At 53.1% G+C, this 13,410-nt stretch carries 12 protein-coding genes and 1 riboswitch; of the genes, 7 read left to right on the top strand and 5 right to left on the bottom strand.

Annotation, left to right across the window (positions count from 1 at the left end):
* Nucleotides 1-12: 12 nt before the first annotated feature.
* The 4 genes from sdhA (at nucleotide 13) to AB1S56_RS07300 (ending at nucleotide 4,899) form a co-directional block, all read left to right on the top strand.
* On the top strand, nucleotides 13-1,770 hold the full coding sequence (gene sdhA, locus AB1S56_RS07285) for a succinate dehydrogenase flavoprotein subunit (protein WP_340871444.1): 1,758 nt from the start codon (nucleotides 13-15) through the stop codon (nucleotides 1,768-1,770).
* A gap of 2 nt (nucleotides 1,771-1,772) precedes the next feature.
* Entirely contained in the window at nucleotides 1,773-2,537 is a 765-nt protein-coding gene (gene sdhB / locus AB1S56_RS07290) for a succinate dehydrogenase iron-sulfur subunit (protein ID WP_340871477.1), read from the top strand.
* A gap of 230 nt (nucleotides 2,538-2,767) precedes the next feature.
* Nucleotides 2,768-4,330: an MDR family MFS transporter gene (locus tag AB1S56_RS07295; protein WP_340871443.1), complete on the top strand. Its 1,563-nt coding sequence runs from the start codon at nucleotides 2,768-2,770 to the stop codon at nucleotides 4,328-4,330.
* Nucleotides 4,331-4,338: 8 nt separating this feature from the next.
* The gene (locus AB1S56_RS07300) at nucleotides 4,339-4,899 is read left to right on the top strand and encodes a PadR family transcriptional regulator (protein ID WP_340871476.1); all 561 of its coding nucleotides are present in this window, start codon (nucleotides 4,339-4,341) and stop codon (nucleotides 4,897-4,899) included.
* A gap of 86 nt (nucleotides 4,900-4,985) precedes the next feature.
* Here AB1S56_RS07300 and AB1S56_RS07305 read toward each other — a convergent pair whose 3' ends face one another.
* The 5 genes from AB1S56_RS07305 to corA all read right to left on the bottom strand — a co-directional run bounded on the left by AB1S56_RS07305 (nucleotide 4,986) and on the right by corA (nucleotide 9,188).
* Entirely contained in the window at nucleotides 4,986-5,279 is a 294-nt protein-coding gene (locus tag AB1S56_RS07305; protein WP_340871442.1) for a helix-turn-helix domain-containing protein, read from the bottom strand.
* Between the two features lie 109 nt (nucleotides 5,280-5,388).
* On the bottom strand, nucleotides 5,389-6,234 hold the full coding sequence (locus tag AB1S56_RS07310; protein WP_340871441.1) for a DMT family transporter: 846 nt from the start codon (nucleotides 6,232-6,234) through the stop codon (nucleotides 5,389-5,391).
* Nucleotides 6,235-6,438: 204 nt separating this feature from the next.
* Entirely contained in the window at nucleotides 6,439-7,248 is an 810-nt protein-coding gene (locus AB1S56_RS07315) for a histidinol-phosphatase (RefSeq protein WP_340871439.1), read from the bottom strand.
* A gap of 11 nt (nucleotides 7,249-7,259) precedes the next feature.
* On the bottom strand, nucleotides 7,260-8,162 hold the full coding sequence (locus AB1S56_RS07320) for a LysR family transcriptional regulator (protein WP_340871437.1): 903 nt from the start codon (nucleotides 8,160-8,162) through the stop codon (nucleotides 7,260-7,262).
* Between the two features lie 90 nt (nucleotides 8,163-8,252).
* Nucleotides 8,253-9,188: a magnesium/cobalt transporter CorA gene (gene corA / locus AB1S56_RS07325; protein ID WP_340871435.1), complete on the bottom strand. Its 936-nt coding sequence runs from the start codon at nucleotides 9,186-9,188 to the stop codon at nucleotides 8,253-8,255.
* A 270-nt stretch (nucleotides 9,189-9,458) separates the two neighbouring features.
* A riboswitch (SAM riboswitch) is annotated at nucleotides 9,459-9,565 on the top strand.
* Between the two features lie 106 nt (nucleotides 9,566-9,671).
* Here corA and metA point away from each other — a divergent pair.
* The 3 genes from metA (at nucleotide 9,672) to mqnC (ending at nucleotide 13,300) form a co-directional block, all read left to right on the top strand.
* Nucleotides 9,672-10,595 (top strand): homoserine O-succinyltransferase, encoded by a 924-nt coding sequence (metA, locus tag AB1S56_RS07330; RefSeq protein WP_340871434.1) that lies wholly within the window; start codon nucleotides 9,672-9,674, stop codon nucleotides 10,593-10,595.
* A gap of 29 nt (nucleotides 10,596-10,624) precedes the next feature.
* Nucleotides 10,625-11,785 carry an aminotransferase class I/II-fold pyridoxal phosphate-dependent enzyme gene (locus AB1S56_RS07335; RefSeq protein ID WP_340871431.1) on the top strand — a complete coding sequence of 387 codons (1,161 nt, stop codon included), beginning with the start codon at nucleotides 10,625-10,627 and terminating at the stop codon, nucleotides 11,783-11,785.
* A gap of 378 nt (nucleotides 11,786-12,163) precedes the next feature.
* Nucleotides 12,164-13,300 (top strand): cyclic dehypoxanthinyl futalosine synthase, encoded by a 1,137-nt coding sequence (gene mqnC / locus AB1S56_RS07340; protein ID WP_340871430.1) that lies wholly within the window; start codon nucleotides 12,164-12,166, stop codon nucleotides 13,298-13,300.
* Nucleotides 13,301-13,410: the final 110 nt, after the last annotated feature.

Genomic DNA, 13,410 nt, shown 5'->3' on the forward strand with positions numbered 1-13,410 from the left:
GAGCGAAGCGTAATGGCAAAAAATAAAATTATCGTTGTCGGCGGCGGCCTTGCCGGCCTGATGGCGACTATAAAGGCGGCGGAAGCCGGCATTCACGTAGACCTGTTCTCCCTCGTCCCGGTGAAGCGCTCGCACTCCGTGTGCGCGCAGGGCGGCATCAACGGCGCCGTCAACACCAAAGGCGAAGGCGACTCTCCGTGGGAGCATTTCGACGATACGGTATACGGCGGTGACTTCCTCGCCAATCAGCCTCCGGTTAAAGCAATGTGCGAAGCTGCACCGGGCATTATTCACTTGATGGACCGGATGGGCGTTATGTTCAGCCGTACGTCCGAGGGTCTGCTGGATTTCCGCAGATTCGGCGGCACGAAGCATCACCGCACGGCGTTCGCGGGCGCGACGACCGGCCAGCAGCTGCTGTACGCGCTGGACGAGCAGGTTCGCCGCTGGGAAGCAGCCGGTCTCGTTACGAAGTACGAGCACTGGGAATTCCTTGGCGCGGTGCTGGACGACGACGGCGTATGCCGCGGCATTACGGCGCAGGACCTGCGCTCCATGGAGGTCATGAGCGTTCGCGCTGACGCGGTTATTCTTGCGTCCGGCGGTCCTGGCATTATTTTCGGCAAAACAACAAACTCCGTTATCAATACAGGCACAGCGGCAAGCGCCGTGTATCAGCAAGGCGTGAAATACGCGAACGGCGAGTTTATCCAGATTCACCCTACGGCCATTCCGGGCGACGACAAGCTTCGTCTTATGTCGGAATCCGCGCGCGGTGAGGGCGGACGCGTATGGACGTACAAGGACGGCAAGCCTTGGTACTTCCTTGAAGAGAAGTATCCGGCATACGGCAACCTGGTGCCGCGCGATATCGCAACACGCGAGATCTTCCATGTGTGCGTCGACCAGAAGCTTGGCATCAACGGCGAGAACATGGTTTACCTTGATCTGTCGCATAAGGATCCTAAGGAGCTGGACGTGAAGCTCGGCGGCATCATTGAGATCTACGAGAAGTTTATGGGCGACGATCCGCGGAAGATTCCGATGAAAATTTTCCCTGCGGTTCACTATTCCATGGGCGGCATGTGGGTGGACTACAACCAAATGACGAATATCCCTGGTCTGTTCGCCGCTGGCGAATGCGAATACCAATATCATGGCGCGAACCGTCTCGGAGCCAACTCCCTGCTCTCCGCCATCTATGGCGGCATGGTAGCCGGACCGAAGGCTGTCGAATATATCAAAGGCCTGAAGAAGTCCGCGGAAGACGTCGCTTCCTCCGTATTCGACCGATACGCGAAGCAGCAAACGGATAGACATAACCGTATTATCGGTATGAACGGCACAGAGAACGCGTATGTAATCCACAAGGAGCTTGGCGAGTGGATGACGAACAACATGACGGTTGTTCGCTTCAACGACAAGCTGGAAGCAACAATCGGCAAGATCAAGGAACTGAAGCAGCGCTACAACAACATCAACATTAACGATACCGCGCAATGGAACAATGCAGGCGTTGCGTTCACCCGTCAATTGTGGAACATGCTGGAGCTCTCCGAAGCGATGACGCTGGGTGCGCTTATGCGGAACGAAAGCCGTGGAGCTCACTACAAGCCTGAATTCCCAGACCGGAACGACGATCAGTTCATGAAATCGACGATCGCCGACTGGACACCGGACGGACCAAAAATTTCGTACGAGGATATCGACGTCAGCCTTATCGCTCCTCGTAAGCGCGATTACTCCACCGACAAGAAGAAAGGAGAATAATGATGGCTGAAACGACTACGGCTAAAAAAACCGTCAAGTTCATTATCTCTCGTCAGGACTCGCCGGAAACTGCGCCTTACTCCCAAGAGTTCGAGCTGCCTTACCGTCCCAATATGAACGTAATCAGCGGCCTGATGGAAATTCAGCGCAACCCTGTTACGGCAGAAGGCGCCAAAACATCGCCGGTATGCTGGGAATCCAACTGTCTCGAAGAAGTGTGCGGCGCGTGCTCGATGGTTATCAACGGCAAGCCGCGTCAGGCGTGCAGCGCGCTGGTCGACCAGCTGGAGCAGCCGATTCGCCTTGAGCCTATGCGTACATTCCCGGTTGTCCGTGACCTCGTCATCAACCGCGAGCGTATGTTCAACGCCCTGAAGAAGGTTAAGGCATGGATTCCCATCGACGGCACATATGACTTGGGTCCTGGACCGCGTATGGCCGAGACGAAGCGCCAATGGGCTTACGAGCTGTCCAAATGTATGACCTGCGGCGTCTGTCTGGAATCCTGTCCGAACGTCAACGACCGGAACAGCTTTATCGGTCCTGCAGCGATTTCCCAGGTTCGTCTGTTCAACGCTCACCCTACGGGCGAGATGAACAAGGAAGAGCGTCTGGAGGCTCTGATGACGGACGGCGGCATCGAAGGCTGCGGCAACTCCCAGAACTGTGTGCGTTCTTGTCCGAAGGGCATTCCGCTCACGACTTCGATTGCCGCGATGAACAAGGATACCACGAAGCACCTGTTCAAAAAATGGCTGGGCATGTAGCCTAGCGGCTAATATGCGTTACACCTGTGGACTCCGGAGCGGTCAGCTGCTCCGGGGTCTTTTTTGGGTCAATTTTGCCTATACACATATTGATAATGATTATCATTAATACTAATAGAAATGGAAGGAGAAGTCAACTGGAACGATTAAATAAGAAAGGAAGAGTTGTAATTGGGCTCATTTGGAGTACAATATAACTAGTAATCAAATTTGAGTAATGGAATGAGGGATTGCAGCTGGACGCGAATAAAAGCAATGTGAGGCTTGTTGTTGCCGGCTTATTGCTGGGCTTGTTTATGGCGGCGCTTGATCAGACGATCGTATCGACAGCGATGACGACAATTATTAAGAAGCTCGGGGGCTTCGAATATTTTATTTGGGTGTATTCGGCCTATATGATCGCCATGGTTGTCGCCACGCCGATCTTCGGCAAGTTGTCGGATATGTATGGCCGTCGAAGATTTTTCCTGCTTGGACTGGTGCTGTTTGTTGCGGGCTCCATTCTATGCGGCACCTCGCAGAACATGGAGCAGCTCATTATCTATCGAGCGATTCAAGGGATAGGCGGGGGCGCGCTTATGCCGATTGTTTTTACGATCATCTTCGATCTGTTTCCGGGCGAGAAGCGTGGCAAAATGATGGGCCTGTTCGGAGCGGTATTCGGCATCTCCAGCGTGTTTGGCCCCATTATGGGCGGCGCGATTACGGACCAATTCAGCTGGCGCTGGATTTTCTACATTAATGTGCCCATCGGCATCTTGTCGTATTTCTTTATTTGGCGCGGTTATCACGAGAGTAGAAATCCGAACAAGCAATATATTGACTGGGCTGGCGCGATTCTGCTTACTGCCTCTATCCTGACGCTGATGTTCGGTCTGGAGCTGGGCGGCACAGAGGGCTGGGCTTGGCAATCGGTGCAGACGATATCGCTGTTCGCGTCATCGGCTGTATTGCTTGCGCTGTTCCTGTATGCAGAGACCAAAGCCAAGGATCCCATCATTAAGCTGGATCTGTTCAGCAGGCGGCTGTTCACAAGCAGCATGATGATCAGTCTATTGTATGGGGGCGTGATGATTGCGGGCGCCACCTACATCCCTATCTTTATACAGGGCGTGTTCGGCGTCAGCGCGACGCAGACGAGCACAGTGCTTATTCCCATGATGCTGGGTGTTGTGCTTAGCAGCCAAATCGGCGGACGAATCGCAGGCAAGTATCCGTTCCGCAATATTATGCTGGTCTCGGCGTTTACGCTGATGCTGGGCACAAGCCTGCTTGGATTTGTTATGGATGCCGATACAAGCAGATGGTTGATTACCGTCTTTATGGTCATCGTAGGCCTTGGCATGGGGGTTTCCTTCTCGCTGCTGAATATCTCGACGCTCAGCTCCGTGCCGCCGCAATATAAGGGCTCTGCGTCCTCTCTGATCACCTTCTTCCGGACAATCGGCTCCGCGCTTGGCGTAACGGTATTCGGTGTGCTGCAGAAATCCAGCTTCCAGGCTGGCGTCGAGGAGCTGCCGAACCTGAATCCGGAGATGGCTGCCGGAATCAAGGGTGGGCAGGCGCTCCTAGATCCCGCAATTCAGCAGCAGATGGGATTGACGCCTGAAATTGTCCAAGTGCTGCTGGGCAAGCTGGCGGATTCCATTGTGTTCGTATTTCAGTGGTCTGTCATGCTTCCATTAGTTGCGCTTGTATTCGTATTCCTGATGGGGAGCTCCCGTCTTGAAGCTAATCCGCAAGCCCCTGCTCGGGGAGGGCATCAAGCGAAGCCTTCCCCAACCCGGAGCTAGCCGCTGTGATGATGAGGCTGCTGGTGCTGGGGCTGTTGATGGAGATGGAGCGCCATCCCTACGACATCAGACAGACGATCAAGGAGCGCAACTGGCATTTGACCTTCAAGCTGCAGGACGGCTCTCTGTATTACGCTGTTGATCAGCTGCGTGACCATGGCTATATTGAAGCTGCCGAGGTCATCCCGGTACGGGGAGATAATCGGCCTGACAAAACGGTATATCGTATTACGGAGGAAGGGAAACGTGAATTTCTGGAGCTGCTCCACAAGCAGATGGAGCAGACGGCCTTCCCGCAGCATCCTTTTTTTGCTGCAATGCCGTTCCTGATGCACAGTGACCGCGAGGTGGTGAAGGCTTGCCTGTGGGGGCAATATGAAGCGTGCCTGTCCAGAATCGAGCTGCTCAGGGACGTTGCGTTGAAGAAGGAAGGCTTGTTGCCCAGAGGGTCGGTGAAGCTGATTGAAGGCATGATCAGGCTGAGCCAGGCTGAGCGGGAGTGGCTGGAGGATGTGATGGCGGAGGCGGAGAGCGGAATGCTGTTTCAGCCGAGACCGCAGGGGATATGAGAAATACGAAAATCTATACATTCTATTGTGGCGAGAAAGGGGCTGTCCGCGTTGTGGACAGCCCCTTTCTCCTATATTCGTGCGTGTTACATCCAGGCTTCTCCCCATCTCTGGATGGATTCGATCACCGGCTGTAAATCTCTGCCTTTAGGCGTTAATTCATATTCAATGCGTACAGGCATCTCCGGATACACCCGGCGGACCACGACTCCCATCGTTTCGAGTTCCTTCATCCGGTCGGTCAGCATCTTGTCGCTCATCTCGGGAATTTGTTCCTTCATATCTTTAAATCGTTTCGGGCCGCCAAGCAGCACCCGTATGATTCTACCCGTCCACTTCTTGCCTAATAAATCAGCAGCAGCCTCGTATCTTGGGCACATTGTCGAATAATCCAACAGAATCACCCCGCTTTTTGTAGTTATATTGTAGCATACGGACAAACTAAAAGTAAGTGCATATCCAGTAGGAATAACAGGCTCTATTGAAGCGTTACAGCCGGATCACAATTAACCCTGCAAGCAGGCAGAGGAAAGCGGCGATCTGCGTAGCGGTTAGTCTCTCCTTGTACCAGAGGATGGAGCCAGCGGCAACGACCAGGCTGTTCGTTGCGAATATCGGCGCAGCGAGATTGGCTTGGCCCGTCTCGATGGCAAGCGCATAAAGCTGCAGGCCGCCATAAGAGAATATGCCGGCTGCCAGCCCCAGCCGCAAGCCCGTTCGATTGGCGGCGGCTGTGGAGCGCTCTTGGGCGGGCATAAGAAACCAGGCCAGCGACAGCGTGTAGGCGATGAACAGGATGGGGGCGCTGGACAGCCCGAGCTCGTCCGTCACCTTAAGGCCGCCGTTCCGCAGGGCAAACATCGCGATGGCGAGAAGGACCAGAAGGAACCAGCGTTTCTCGGTAATGGTCAGCTTCTCCTTGCGTTTGTAGGCGATTAGCGCGACGGCCGCCAGCAGCAGAGTGATGCCTAAGCCCTGAAGCGCGCTTAATGGCTCATGATACCAGAACGTAGACATAGCTACGACCAGCACGATGTTGGCATTCGTCATCGGCGATGTGAGGCTGGCTGGGCCATACTGCAGCGCCTTCATGAATAACGAGTTGCCCCATGCGGAGCCTGCGCCAATGATGACGCCCGCGCACCATACATCAAGCCGCGATAAATCGCTTAGGCTGCCCTGCAGCGCGCTGTGTATGCCGAAGCCTGCTGCTCCGGCTGCATAGAGTCCCCGAAGCAGCTTTTGCGTTGAGCCTTGCTTCATCTGTGAAACCTTCATCCACCAGCCTGCCATTCCGAATAGGACGGCGCTGCCAATGGCAATCCATAACGACATGAGTCCACGCTCCCGAATTTGTTACACAATTGCAATGTTGCTGTTACGGCTTTAACACATCAAGGGGCTATTATAATAAGCAAGACCCCCTTTTTATATAAGCTCTTTGGGACCTGCCTCGTGCGGGTCCACTTTTTTTTGGCTATGGAAGCAGAGGCTTTACAACAGAAGAAGAGACGCGTCGCGTCTCTCCTGGAATCACCATTATAGAGGCACAGCAACGGGCTGTCTCTTGCGGTAGAACACCCACTCGGTGAAGCCGATCTCCTTCAATCGCTTCGCCACGAGCTCCCATTCGTCCCCGACTCGCGAAGGCACATGGGCGTCAGAGCCGAACGTCACCTTCACGTTGTAATGAAGCGCTCTCTCCAGCAAATCGTCGGACGGATACCAGCCGCCTACATCCTTGGTGCTGCCTGAGGTATTAATCTCGATCGCCACTCCGCATTCGCCAATTGTACGAAGCGCGTTATCGATGTGCTCATGCGCAGGAATATCCGAAAAAGCGGGATAATATCCCTTCATAGCGTCGATATGGCCCAATATATCGAACATGCCTGCGCGGGCGGATTGCTCAATAAGCTCATAGTAGCTCTTTTTCTCAAGGATATGAGCCGCTTCGTCCAGCTTCGTCCAGCGATTTCGGTTGAAGATGCTGACGCCGCTCACCTGGTGAACGGAGCCGATCAAATAATCGAACGGAACTCCCTTGTACGCTTCACGGTATGCCTCCGCATATTGGGGGAAATAATCCGATTCCATGCCGAGCAGCACTTCAATTCTGCCCGCGAACTTCTCCTTCAGCCGGAGCACTTCCTGGACATAATTCGCAAATTCGCTTCTGGCCATCGCAATGCCCGGAGATGGGTGATCCTCATCGTGATAGAAGTAAGGGGAGTGATCCGAGATGCCAATGACCTGAAGTCCATGCTTAATTCCGGCTTCAATATAATCCTCGATGCTGCCGTCAGCGTGGCCGCAACGGAAATGATGCGTGTGCAAATCAAACTTCATTCTGTTCACTCCTACTCGCTGCTTATGAATTGATGCTCCGGCATGCCCTTCAAATCGCTCAAAAACTGCTGCATCGCGGTATTCAGGTATCGACCGGATTTGTAGACGACACCGACGGGGTGCGTTGCTTCCAGCTCATGCACCTTGATCAGCTTCAATGTGCCGCGCTTCAGCTCGGACGGAATTGAAAGCTTGGATACAATGGCGGCGCCAAGATCAATCTCGACCATCCGTTTCACTTCTTCGCTGCTGGACAGCTCCATAATAATATTGGGCTGAATGTTGTATTGGCGGAACAGCGCGTCGACAAACTTCCTGCCCAGCGTATCGGGCGCCAGCATGATCATAGGCACGTCCTTCAATTGGTCCAGCGTGGTATGGTTCAGCTTGCTCAGCGGATTCTCCGGGGATACGACCAGCTCGAACGTATCGTAATAAAGGACGGATGAGGCAATGTTCGGATTTTTCTCCGTTATGTAGGTTATGCCAACATCCACGGAACCATTCTCGACACAAGCCATGACTTGGGAGGAGGGCATGGTGTGAATGGTTGTTTTGATAAGCGGGAACTGGTTCTGAAAATAAGACAGGACCCTCGGCAATATTTGGATAGCGATGGATGAAGTGGTGCCTAACAGGATATGGCCTTGCGGCGTGTGATTCAAATCGTCGAGCTTCTGCTTCAGCTCCTCCACGATAGCGAGGACGCGCTCCGCATGCTCCAGGAACACGCGGCCGTGATCCGTCAGCGTGACGGGCTGGTTGCGGTCGATCAGGACAGTCTTGAACTCGTCCTCCAGACTTTTGATTTGCGCGGATACGGCAGGCTGCGTTAGATTAAGCAGCTCGCCCGCCTTGCGGAAGCTCATCGTCTTGGAGATGGTCAGGAGCGTCTCCAGCTGGCTGATATTCATGTCCGGTATTCCCCCTTCCGATGCGTTCATAAGCCATAACTCTAGTATATCTCATTACTCCGGCATGCGGCAAAAAAAGAGGAACGGCCGCTATAGCCATTCCTTCTTGCGAAAAATATATAACATGCCGCATCCCAGCACCACCATAATGCCAAGCAGCACATAAGCGCCCCAGCCAGCATGGACGAAGGGCAGGAAGTCGAAGTTCATGCCGTAAATGCCCGTCAGGAACGTCAGCGGCATGAAGATGGTCGTAATGGCCGTGAACACGCGCATAATTTCATTGGCCCGGCTGGACAGGCTCGACTGGTAGGCCTCTCGCAAGTTGCCCATCAGATCGCGGTACGTATCGAAGGACTCCGAAATTTTGATGGCATTCTCGTATACGTCGCTAAAATACTTCTGAAGCTGGTCGTCAATCAGGCGAAGCTCCTTCTTGTTAAGCGTGAAGATCACCTCGCGCTGTGGTCCCAGCACCTTCCTCACCCACAGAATTTCCCCGCGCAGACCAATAATTTCGTTCAGATGGGACTTGCGGGTATGCATCAGGATGGCTTCCTCCAGCGTCTCGATCCGATTGTCGATCCGATCGCCGACAAGGAAATAATTGTCCACTACAAGGTCGGTCAAATAATAGAGAAACTGGTCAGGCCGGCTGACCTCCTGCTCCCACAATATCGGCTTCAAGGAACGGAGCTCATTAATCTTCTGCTTGGTAACGGTAATAATGTAATGCTGTCCCAAAAATATGTTCAGCGCGCGCAGGAAAATTTCTTCATCGTCGAATCGAATGCTGTTAATGACAATAAAATAATGGCTTTCATAAATTTCAATCTTGGGACGCTGCTCTTCTTCATTCAAGCAATCCTCTACGGCCAGGTCGTGCATGCCGAACAGCGGCTGCAGCACAACCAGATCCTCGACGTCCGCGTCTATCCAGTAGAAGCCTTCCGCCGGGGCGACAAGCGTACCCTCGATTTGGTCCACGGTTGTAAAAATACCATTGCTCACATGTCTAATTTTCATTTGCGGGAATCTCCTCTCTCATCTTGCAGGAGACTGCCGGTCAGGTGCTTCAGAGCGCTGGGCTTGCGCGCTTAATCACCAGGTCGTCGTTTCCGGAAGGTGTGAAGTCCTAATCCTGTTTAGTATACTCCCGCGCGAGGCGAACATTCAAGCGGAAAATCGCTCGTCAACAAGTTTTTAAAACAGCATATGCGGATCAGGTTCTTGACGGGAATGTCGGAATGAATTAAAGTAAAACTAATTGGAACAGCAATAATTGAATAGACTACTTTCTTATCAAGAGCAGGCGGAGGGACTAGCCCGATGAAGCCCGGCAACCGGCGTAATGAGCACGGTGCTAATTCTTGCGGAGACATCATGTCTCTGAGAGATGAGAGAGGATATGACTGCTTTCACAAGCACAGAACCTCTTCTCACGCAGAAGGGGTCTTTTTTATCCTATTGCGACTTCTAATTACTACATCATTAGGAGCGTGAGCCAACATGCCAATCAAAGTACCGGATCACCTGCCGGCCAAGGAAGTATTGAACAACGAGAACATATTTGTCATGGACGAAAGCGTCGCTTACCAGCAGGACATTCGTCCGCTCAGAATCGCGATTCTGAATTTGATGCCGACCAAAGAAACAACGGAGACGCAGCTGCTTCGCTTAATTGGCAATACGCCGCTGCAAGTGGAGGTTGTGCTGCTTCATCCCAGAACCCATACGTCGAAGAATACCTCGTCCGATCATCTGGAGTCGTTCTACAAAACGTTCGACGAGATTTCGCATCTGTATTTCGACGGCATGATTATTACGGGAGCGCCTGTGGAGCATTTGCCGTTCGAAGAGGTCAACTACTGGGAAGAGCTGAAGGAAATTATGGAATGGACCAAACGCCATGTCACGTCAACCTTCCATATATGCTGGGCTTCCCAGGCAGGGCTGTATTACCACTTCGGAGTGCCGAAATATAACCTGGATGCCAAAATATTCGGCGTCTTCCCGCATACCATTGCGGACAACAAACGGAATACCCAGCTGCTTAGAGGATTTGACGAGCTGTTTTTTGTCCCGCAGTCTCGTCATACGGAGGTAAGGCGCGAGGATATCGAGCCCATCGAGGAGCTGGAAATTTTGTCGGAATCCAACGATTCGGGCATCTATATTGTCGCGTCGCGCGACGGGAAGCAAATTTTTGTGACGGGCCATTCCGAATATGATCCTACCTCGCTCAAATTTGAATATGACCGGGATGTGGCCAGAGGGCTGGATATTGCGCTTCCTAGGAATTATTTCCCGGGCGATAACCCGTCCTGTATGCCGCTCTCCACATGGAGAGCTCACGCCAATCTGCTGTTCTCTAATTGGCTTAACTATTATGTGTACCAGCAAACGCCTTATGAACTGGGCGCAGGCATCTGAACAATAAAACAAGGAGTTGCGTATCCGAAATGAAAATCGAAAGTCAGTTGGCCCATATCGGCTCCGAGAAGGAGCCTGTAACGGGAGCGGTCAGCTTCCCGGTCTATCAAGCGACGGCATTCCGCCATCCCAAGCTAGGGCAGAGCACGGGATTTGATTATGCCCGAACCAAAAGTCCGACGCGCGCCGTGCTGGAGGAAGCAGCAGCACAGCTGGAAGCGGGAGACGCCGGCTTCGCTTGCAGCTCTGGAATGGCTGCCCTGCAAACGATTTTTGCTTATTTCAGCCAAGGCGACCATCTGATTGTATCGCTGGATTTGTATGGCGGCACATACAGGCTGCTGGAGCGCATTATGTCGAGATTCGGCGTAACGGCGTCCTACGTGGACACGAACGACATAGATGCCATGTCGACGCTGGTGACGCCAAATACCAAAGCGGTCCTGATCGAGACGCCAACCAATCCGCTTATGATGATTACGGATTTGGAGAGAGTTTGCGCGTGGGCGAAGTCCAAGGGCTTGCTTACGATTGTCGACAATACGCTGCTTACGCCCTATCTCCAGCGCCCCATCGAGCTGGGAGCCGATATCGTTATCCATAGCGCGACCAAATATTTGGGCGGGCATAACGACGTGCTTGCGGGCTTGATCGTGACCAAGGGCGAAGAGCTGTCCCAGCAGATGGCCATTCTTCACAATTCCATCGGCGCGGTTTTGGGTCCGCAGGATTCCTGGCTGCTGATGAGAGGGATGAAGACGCTGGCTCTCCGCATGGAGCGGCATCAGTACAACGCAACCAAAATCGCGGAATATTTGCTGGAGCATCCAGCGATTGAAGAGGTGTATTACCCGGCCCTGCCGCATCATCCTGGCCATGATGTCCAGAACAGGCAATCCTCGGGCAACACCGGCATCTTCTCGTTCCGCCTGAAGGATGCGCGTTATGTGGAGCCCATTCTCCGTCATATTAAATTGATCGCGTTTGCCGAGAGCCTTGGCGGCGTAGAATCGCTGATGACCTACCCGGCGATGCAGACGCACGCCGATATTCCGGAGGAAATCCGCAAAGCGATTGGCGTAGACGATAGGCTGCTGCGCTTCTCCGTCGGTATTGAGCATGTGGACGATCTGATCGCCGACCTCGAAGGAGCCTTGGCCGCGGCCAAGCTCGAAATCGACGAACGCTAATCAACCATTTTCGAGCTGCGCAGGCCATTGTCTGCGCAGCTTTTTCGTTCTTCCCTTTGCGAAGTTGGTTATGGTCTTGATCGTGGTTGTGCTCCGAGGAGCGGAGCAGCCGAATGCTCTGGAGAAGCGACAGCGTTCGCCTTTGCAGGCGGGTTCCAACCTTAGCAAGGTTGATCAATGGAACCCGCCTGCAACAGCGATCGGAAGAGCATTCGACTGCGCAGGGACCATAGAGCATCACCGAGTATCCGGCTAAAAGCCAACTTTCGCATTTTTGCCATATTGGCCATCAACCTTATGGATGACTAGGCTTGCTCATCTATGTTAGGATTAAGTATTGCGTCATACTATGAAGTCATCGTTAAGGAGGTCTTGCGGATGAGCGCGATAGACCGGATATTGGATAAGGCGCTGCGCGCCGAGCGCATTACGCTGGAAGAAGGAATGGAGCTGCTGGCTTACGATGGGATCGAGAAGCTGGGGCATGTCGCCAATCAAATTATGCTGAGGCACCACCCTGAGCCGGTAACGACATTTGTTGTGGGCCGCAATGTCAATTATACGAACGTATGCGACGTATATTGCCGCTTCTGCGCGTTCTACAGAGCGCCGGGCTCGAAGGAAGGATATGTGCTGGATGACGAGGTCATTTTAAATAAAATTCAGGAAACAAAGGATGTAGGCGGAACGGAGATTCTAATGCAGGGCGGCACCAATCCCAATCTGCCCTTCACTTATTATCTGGACCTGCTGCGCAAGATCAAGACCAGGTTCCCGGATATTACGATGCACTCCTTCTCGCCGGCCGAAATCCAGAAGATGAAGGTTGTCTCGGACGGGCTGTCGCTGGACGAGGTTGTCAAGCAGCTGCATGAAGCGGGGCTTGATTCGCTGCCGGGAGGCGGCGCGGAAATATTGGACGATCGAACCCGCAGAAAGATTAGTCGGTTGAAGGGCTCCTGGACGGATTGGATGGATGTGATGGACGCCGCTCACCGCCATGGCATGAATACAACCGCAACGATGGTGTATGGACTTGGCGAAACGATCGAGGAGCGGGCGCTTCATATGCTGCGCATCCGCGACCAGCAGGATAAGGTGCTTGCGAACGGGTATCCTTCGCCGGGCTTCCTGGCCTTTATTTCCTGGCCGTTCCAGCCGGACAATACGAATCTGAAGCTGGAGAAAGCAAAGCCTGAGGAATATCTCCGTATTGTGGCGGTTAGCCGGATTATGCTGGACAACATTCCGAACTTCCAATCGTCGTGGGTGACGATGGGACCGGAGATGGGCAAGCTGTCGCTTCATTATGGCTGCAATGACTTCGGCAGCACCATGATCGAAGAGAATGTCGTGTCCGCTGCAGGCACAACGCATAAGGTTAATATCGATCTCATCCTTCAGCTCATTCGTGAATCGGGCAAAATACCTGCTCAGCGCGATACCAAATACAATATTTTGCGCATGTATAACGATACCGACAAGGCGGAGCGGGATTTCGTTATGCAGAACTAATGCTTCCTGCATGGAGCGGCTCAGGCAATCGCCTGGGCCGTTTTTGCCGTTCTCTGCTTTAATCCATCATGCCAAACTCTTCCCTGTATATACGCCGCCTCCGGACCATA

Source organism: Paenibacillus sp. PL2-23, from assembly GCF_040834005.1.
In the GTDB taxonomy this organism is placed as follows: domain Bacteria; phylum Bacillota; class Bacilli; order Paenibacillales; family Paenibacillaceae; genus Pristimantibacillus.

Excerpts from the sequence above, each read along its gene's own strand:
- sdhB (WP_340871477.1), top strand. The coding sequence starts at position 1,773 with ATGGCTGAAACGACTACGGCTAAAAAAACCGTCAAGTTCATTATCTCT.
- mqnC (WP_340871430.1), top strand. The coding sequence starts at position 12,164 with ATGAGCGCGATAGACCGGATATTGGATAAGGCGCTGCGCGCCGAGCGC.
- AB1S56_RS07300 (WP_340871476.1), top strand. The coding sequence starts at position 4,339 with ATGATGAGGCTGCTGGTGCTGGGGCTGTTGATGGAGATGGAGCGCCAT.
- AB1S56_RS07310 (WP_340871441.1), bottom strand. The coding sequence starts at position 6,234 with ATGTCGTTATGGATTGCCATTGGCAGCGCCGTCCTATTCGGAATGGCA.
- AB1S56_RS07315 (WP_340871439.1), bottom strand. The coding sequence starts at position 7,248 with ATGAAGTTTGATTTGCACACGCATCATTTCCGTTGCGGCCACGCTGAC.
- sdhA (WP_340871444.1), top strand. The coding sequence starts at position 13 with ATGGCAAAAAATAAAATTATCGTTGTCGGCGGCGGCCTTGCCGGCCTG.
- corA (WP_340871435.1), bottom strand. The coding sequence starts at position 9,188 with ATGAAAATTAGACATGTGAGCAATGGTATTTTTACAACCGTGGACCAA.
- AB1S56_RS07305 (WP_340871442.1), bottom strand. The coding sequence starts at position 5,279 with ATGTGCCCAAGATACGAGGCTGCTGCTGATTTATTAGGCAAGAAGTGG.
- AB1S56_RS07320 (WP_340871437.1), bottom strand. The coding sequence starts at position 8,162 with ATGAATATCAGCCAGCTGGAGACGCTCCTGACCATCTCCAAGACGATG.
- AB1S56_RS07335 (WP_340871431.1), top strand. The coding sequence starts at position 10,625 with ATGAAAATCGAAAGTCAGTTGGCCCATATCGGCTCCGAGAAGGAGCCT.
- metA (WP_340871434.1), top strand. The coding sequence starts at position 9,672 with ATGCCAATCAAAGTACCGGATCACCTGCCGGCCAAGGAAGTATTGAAC.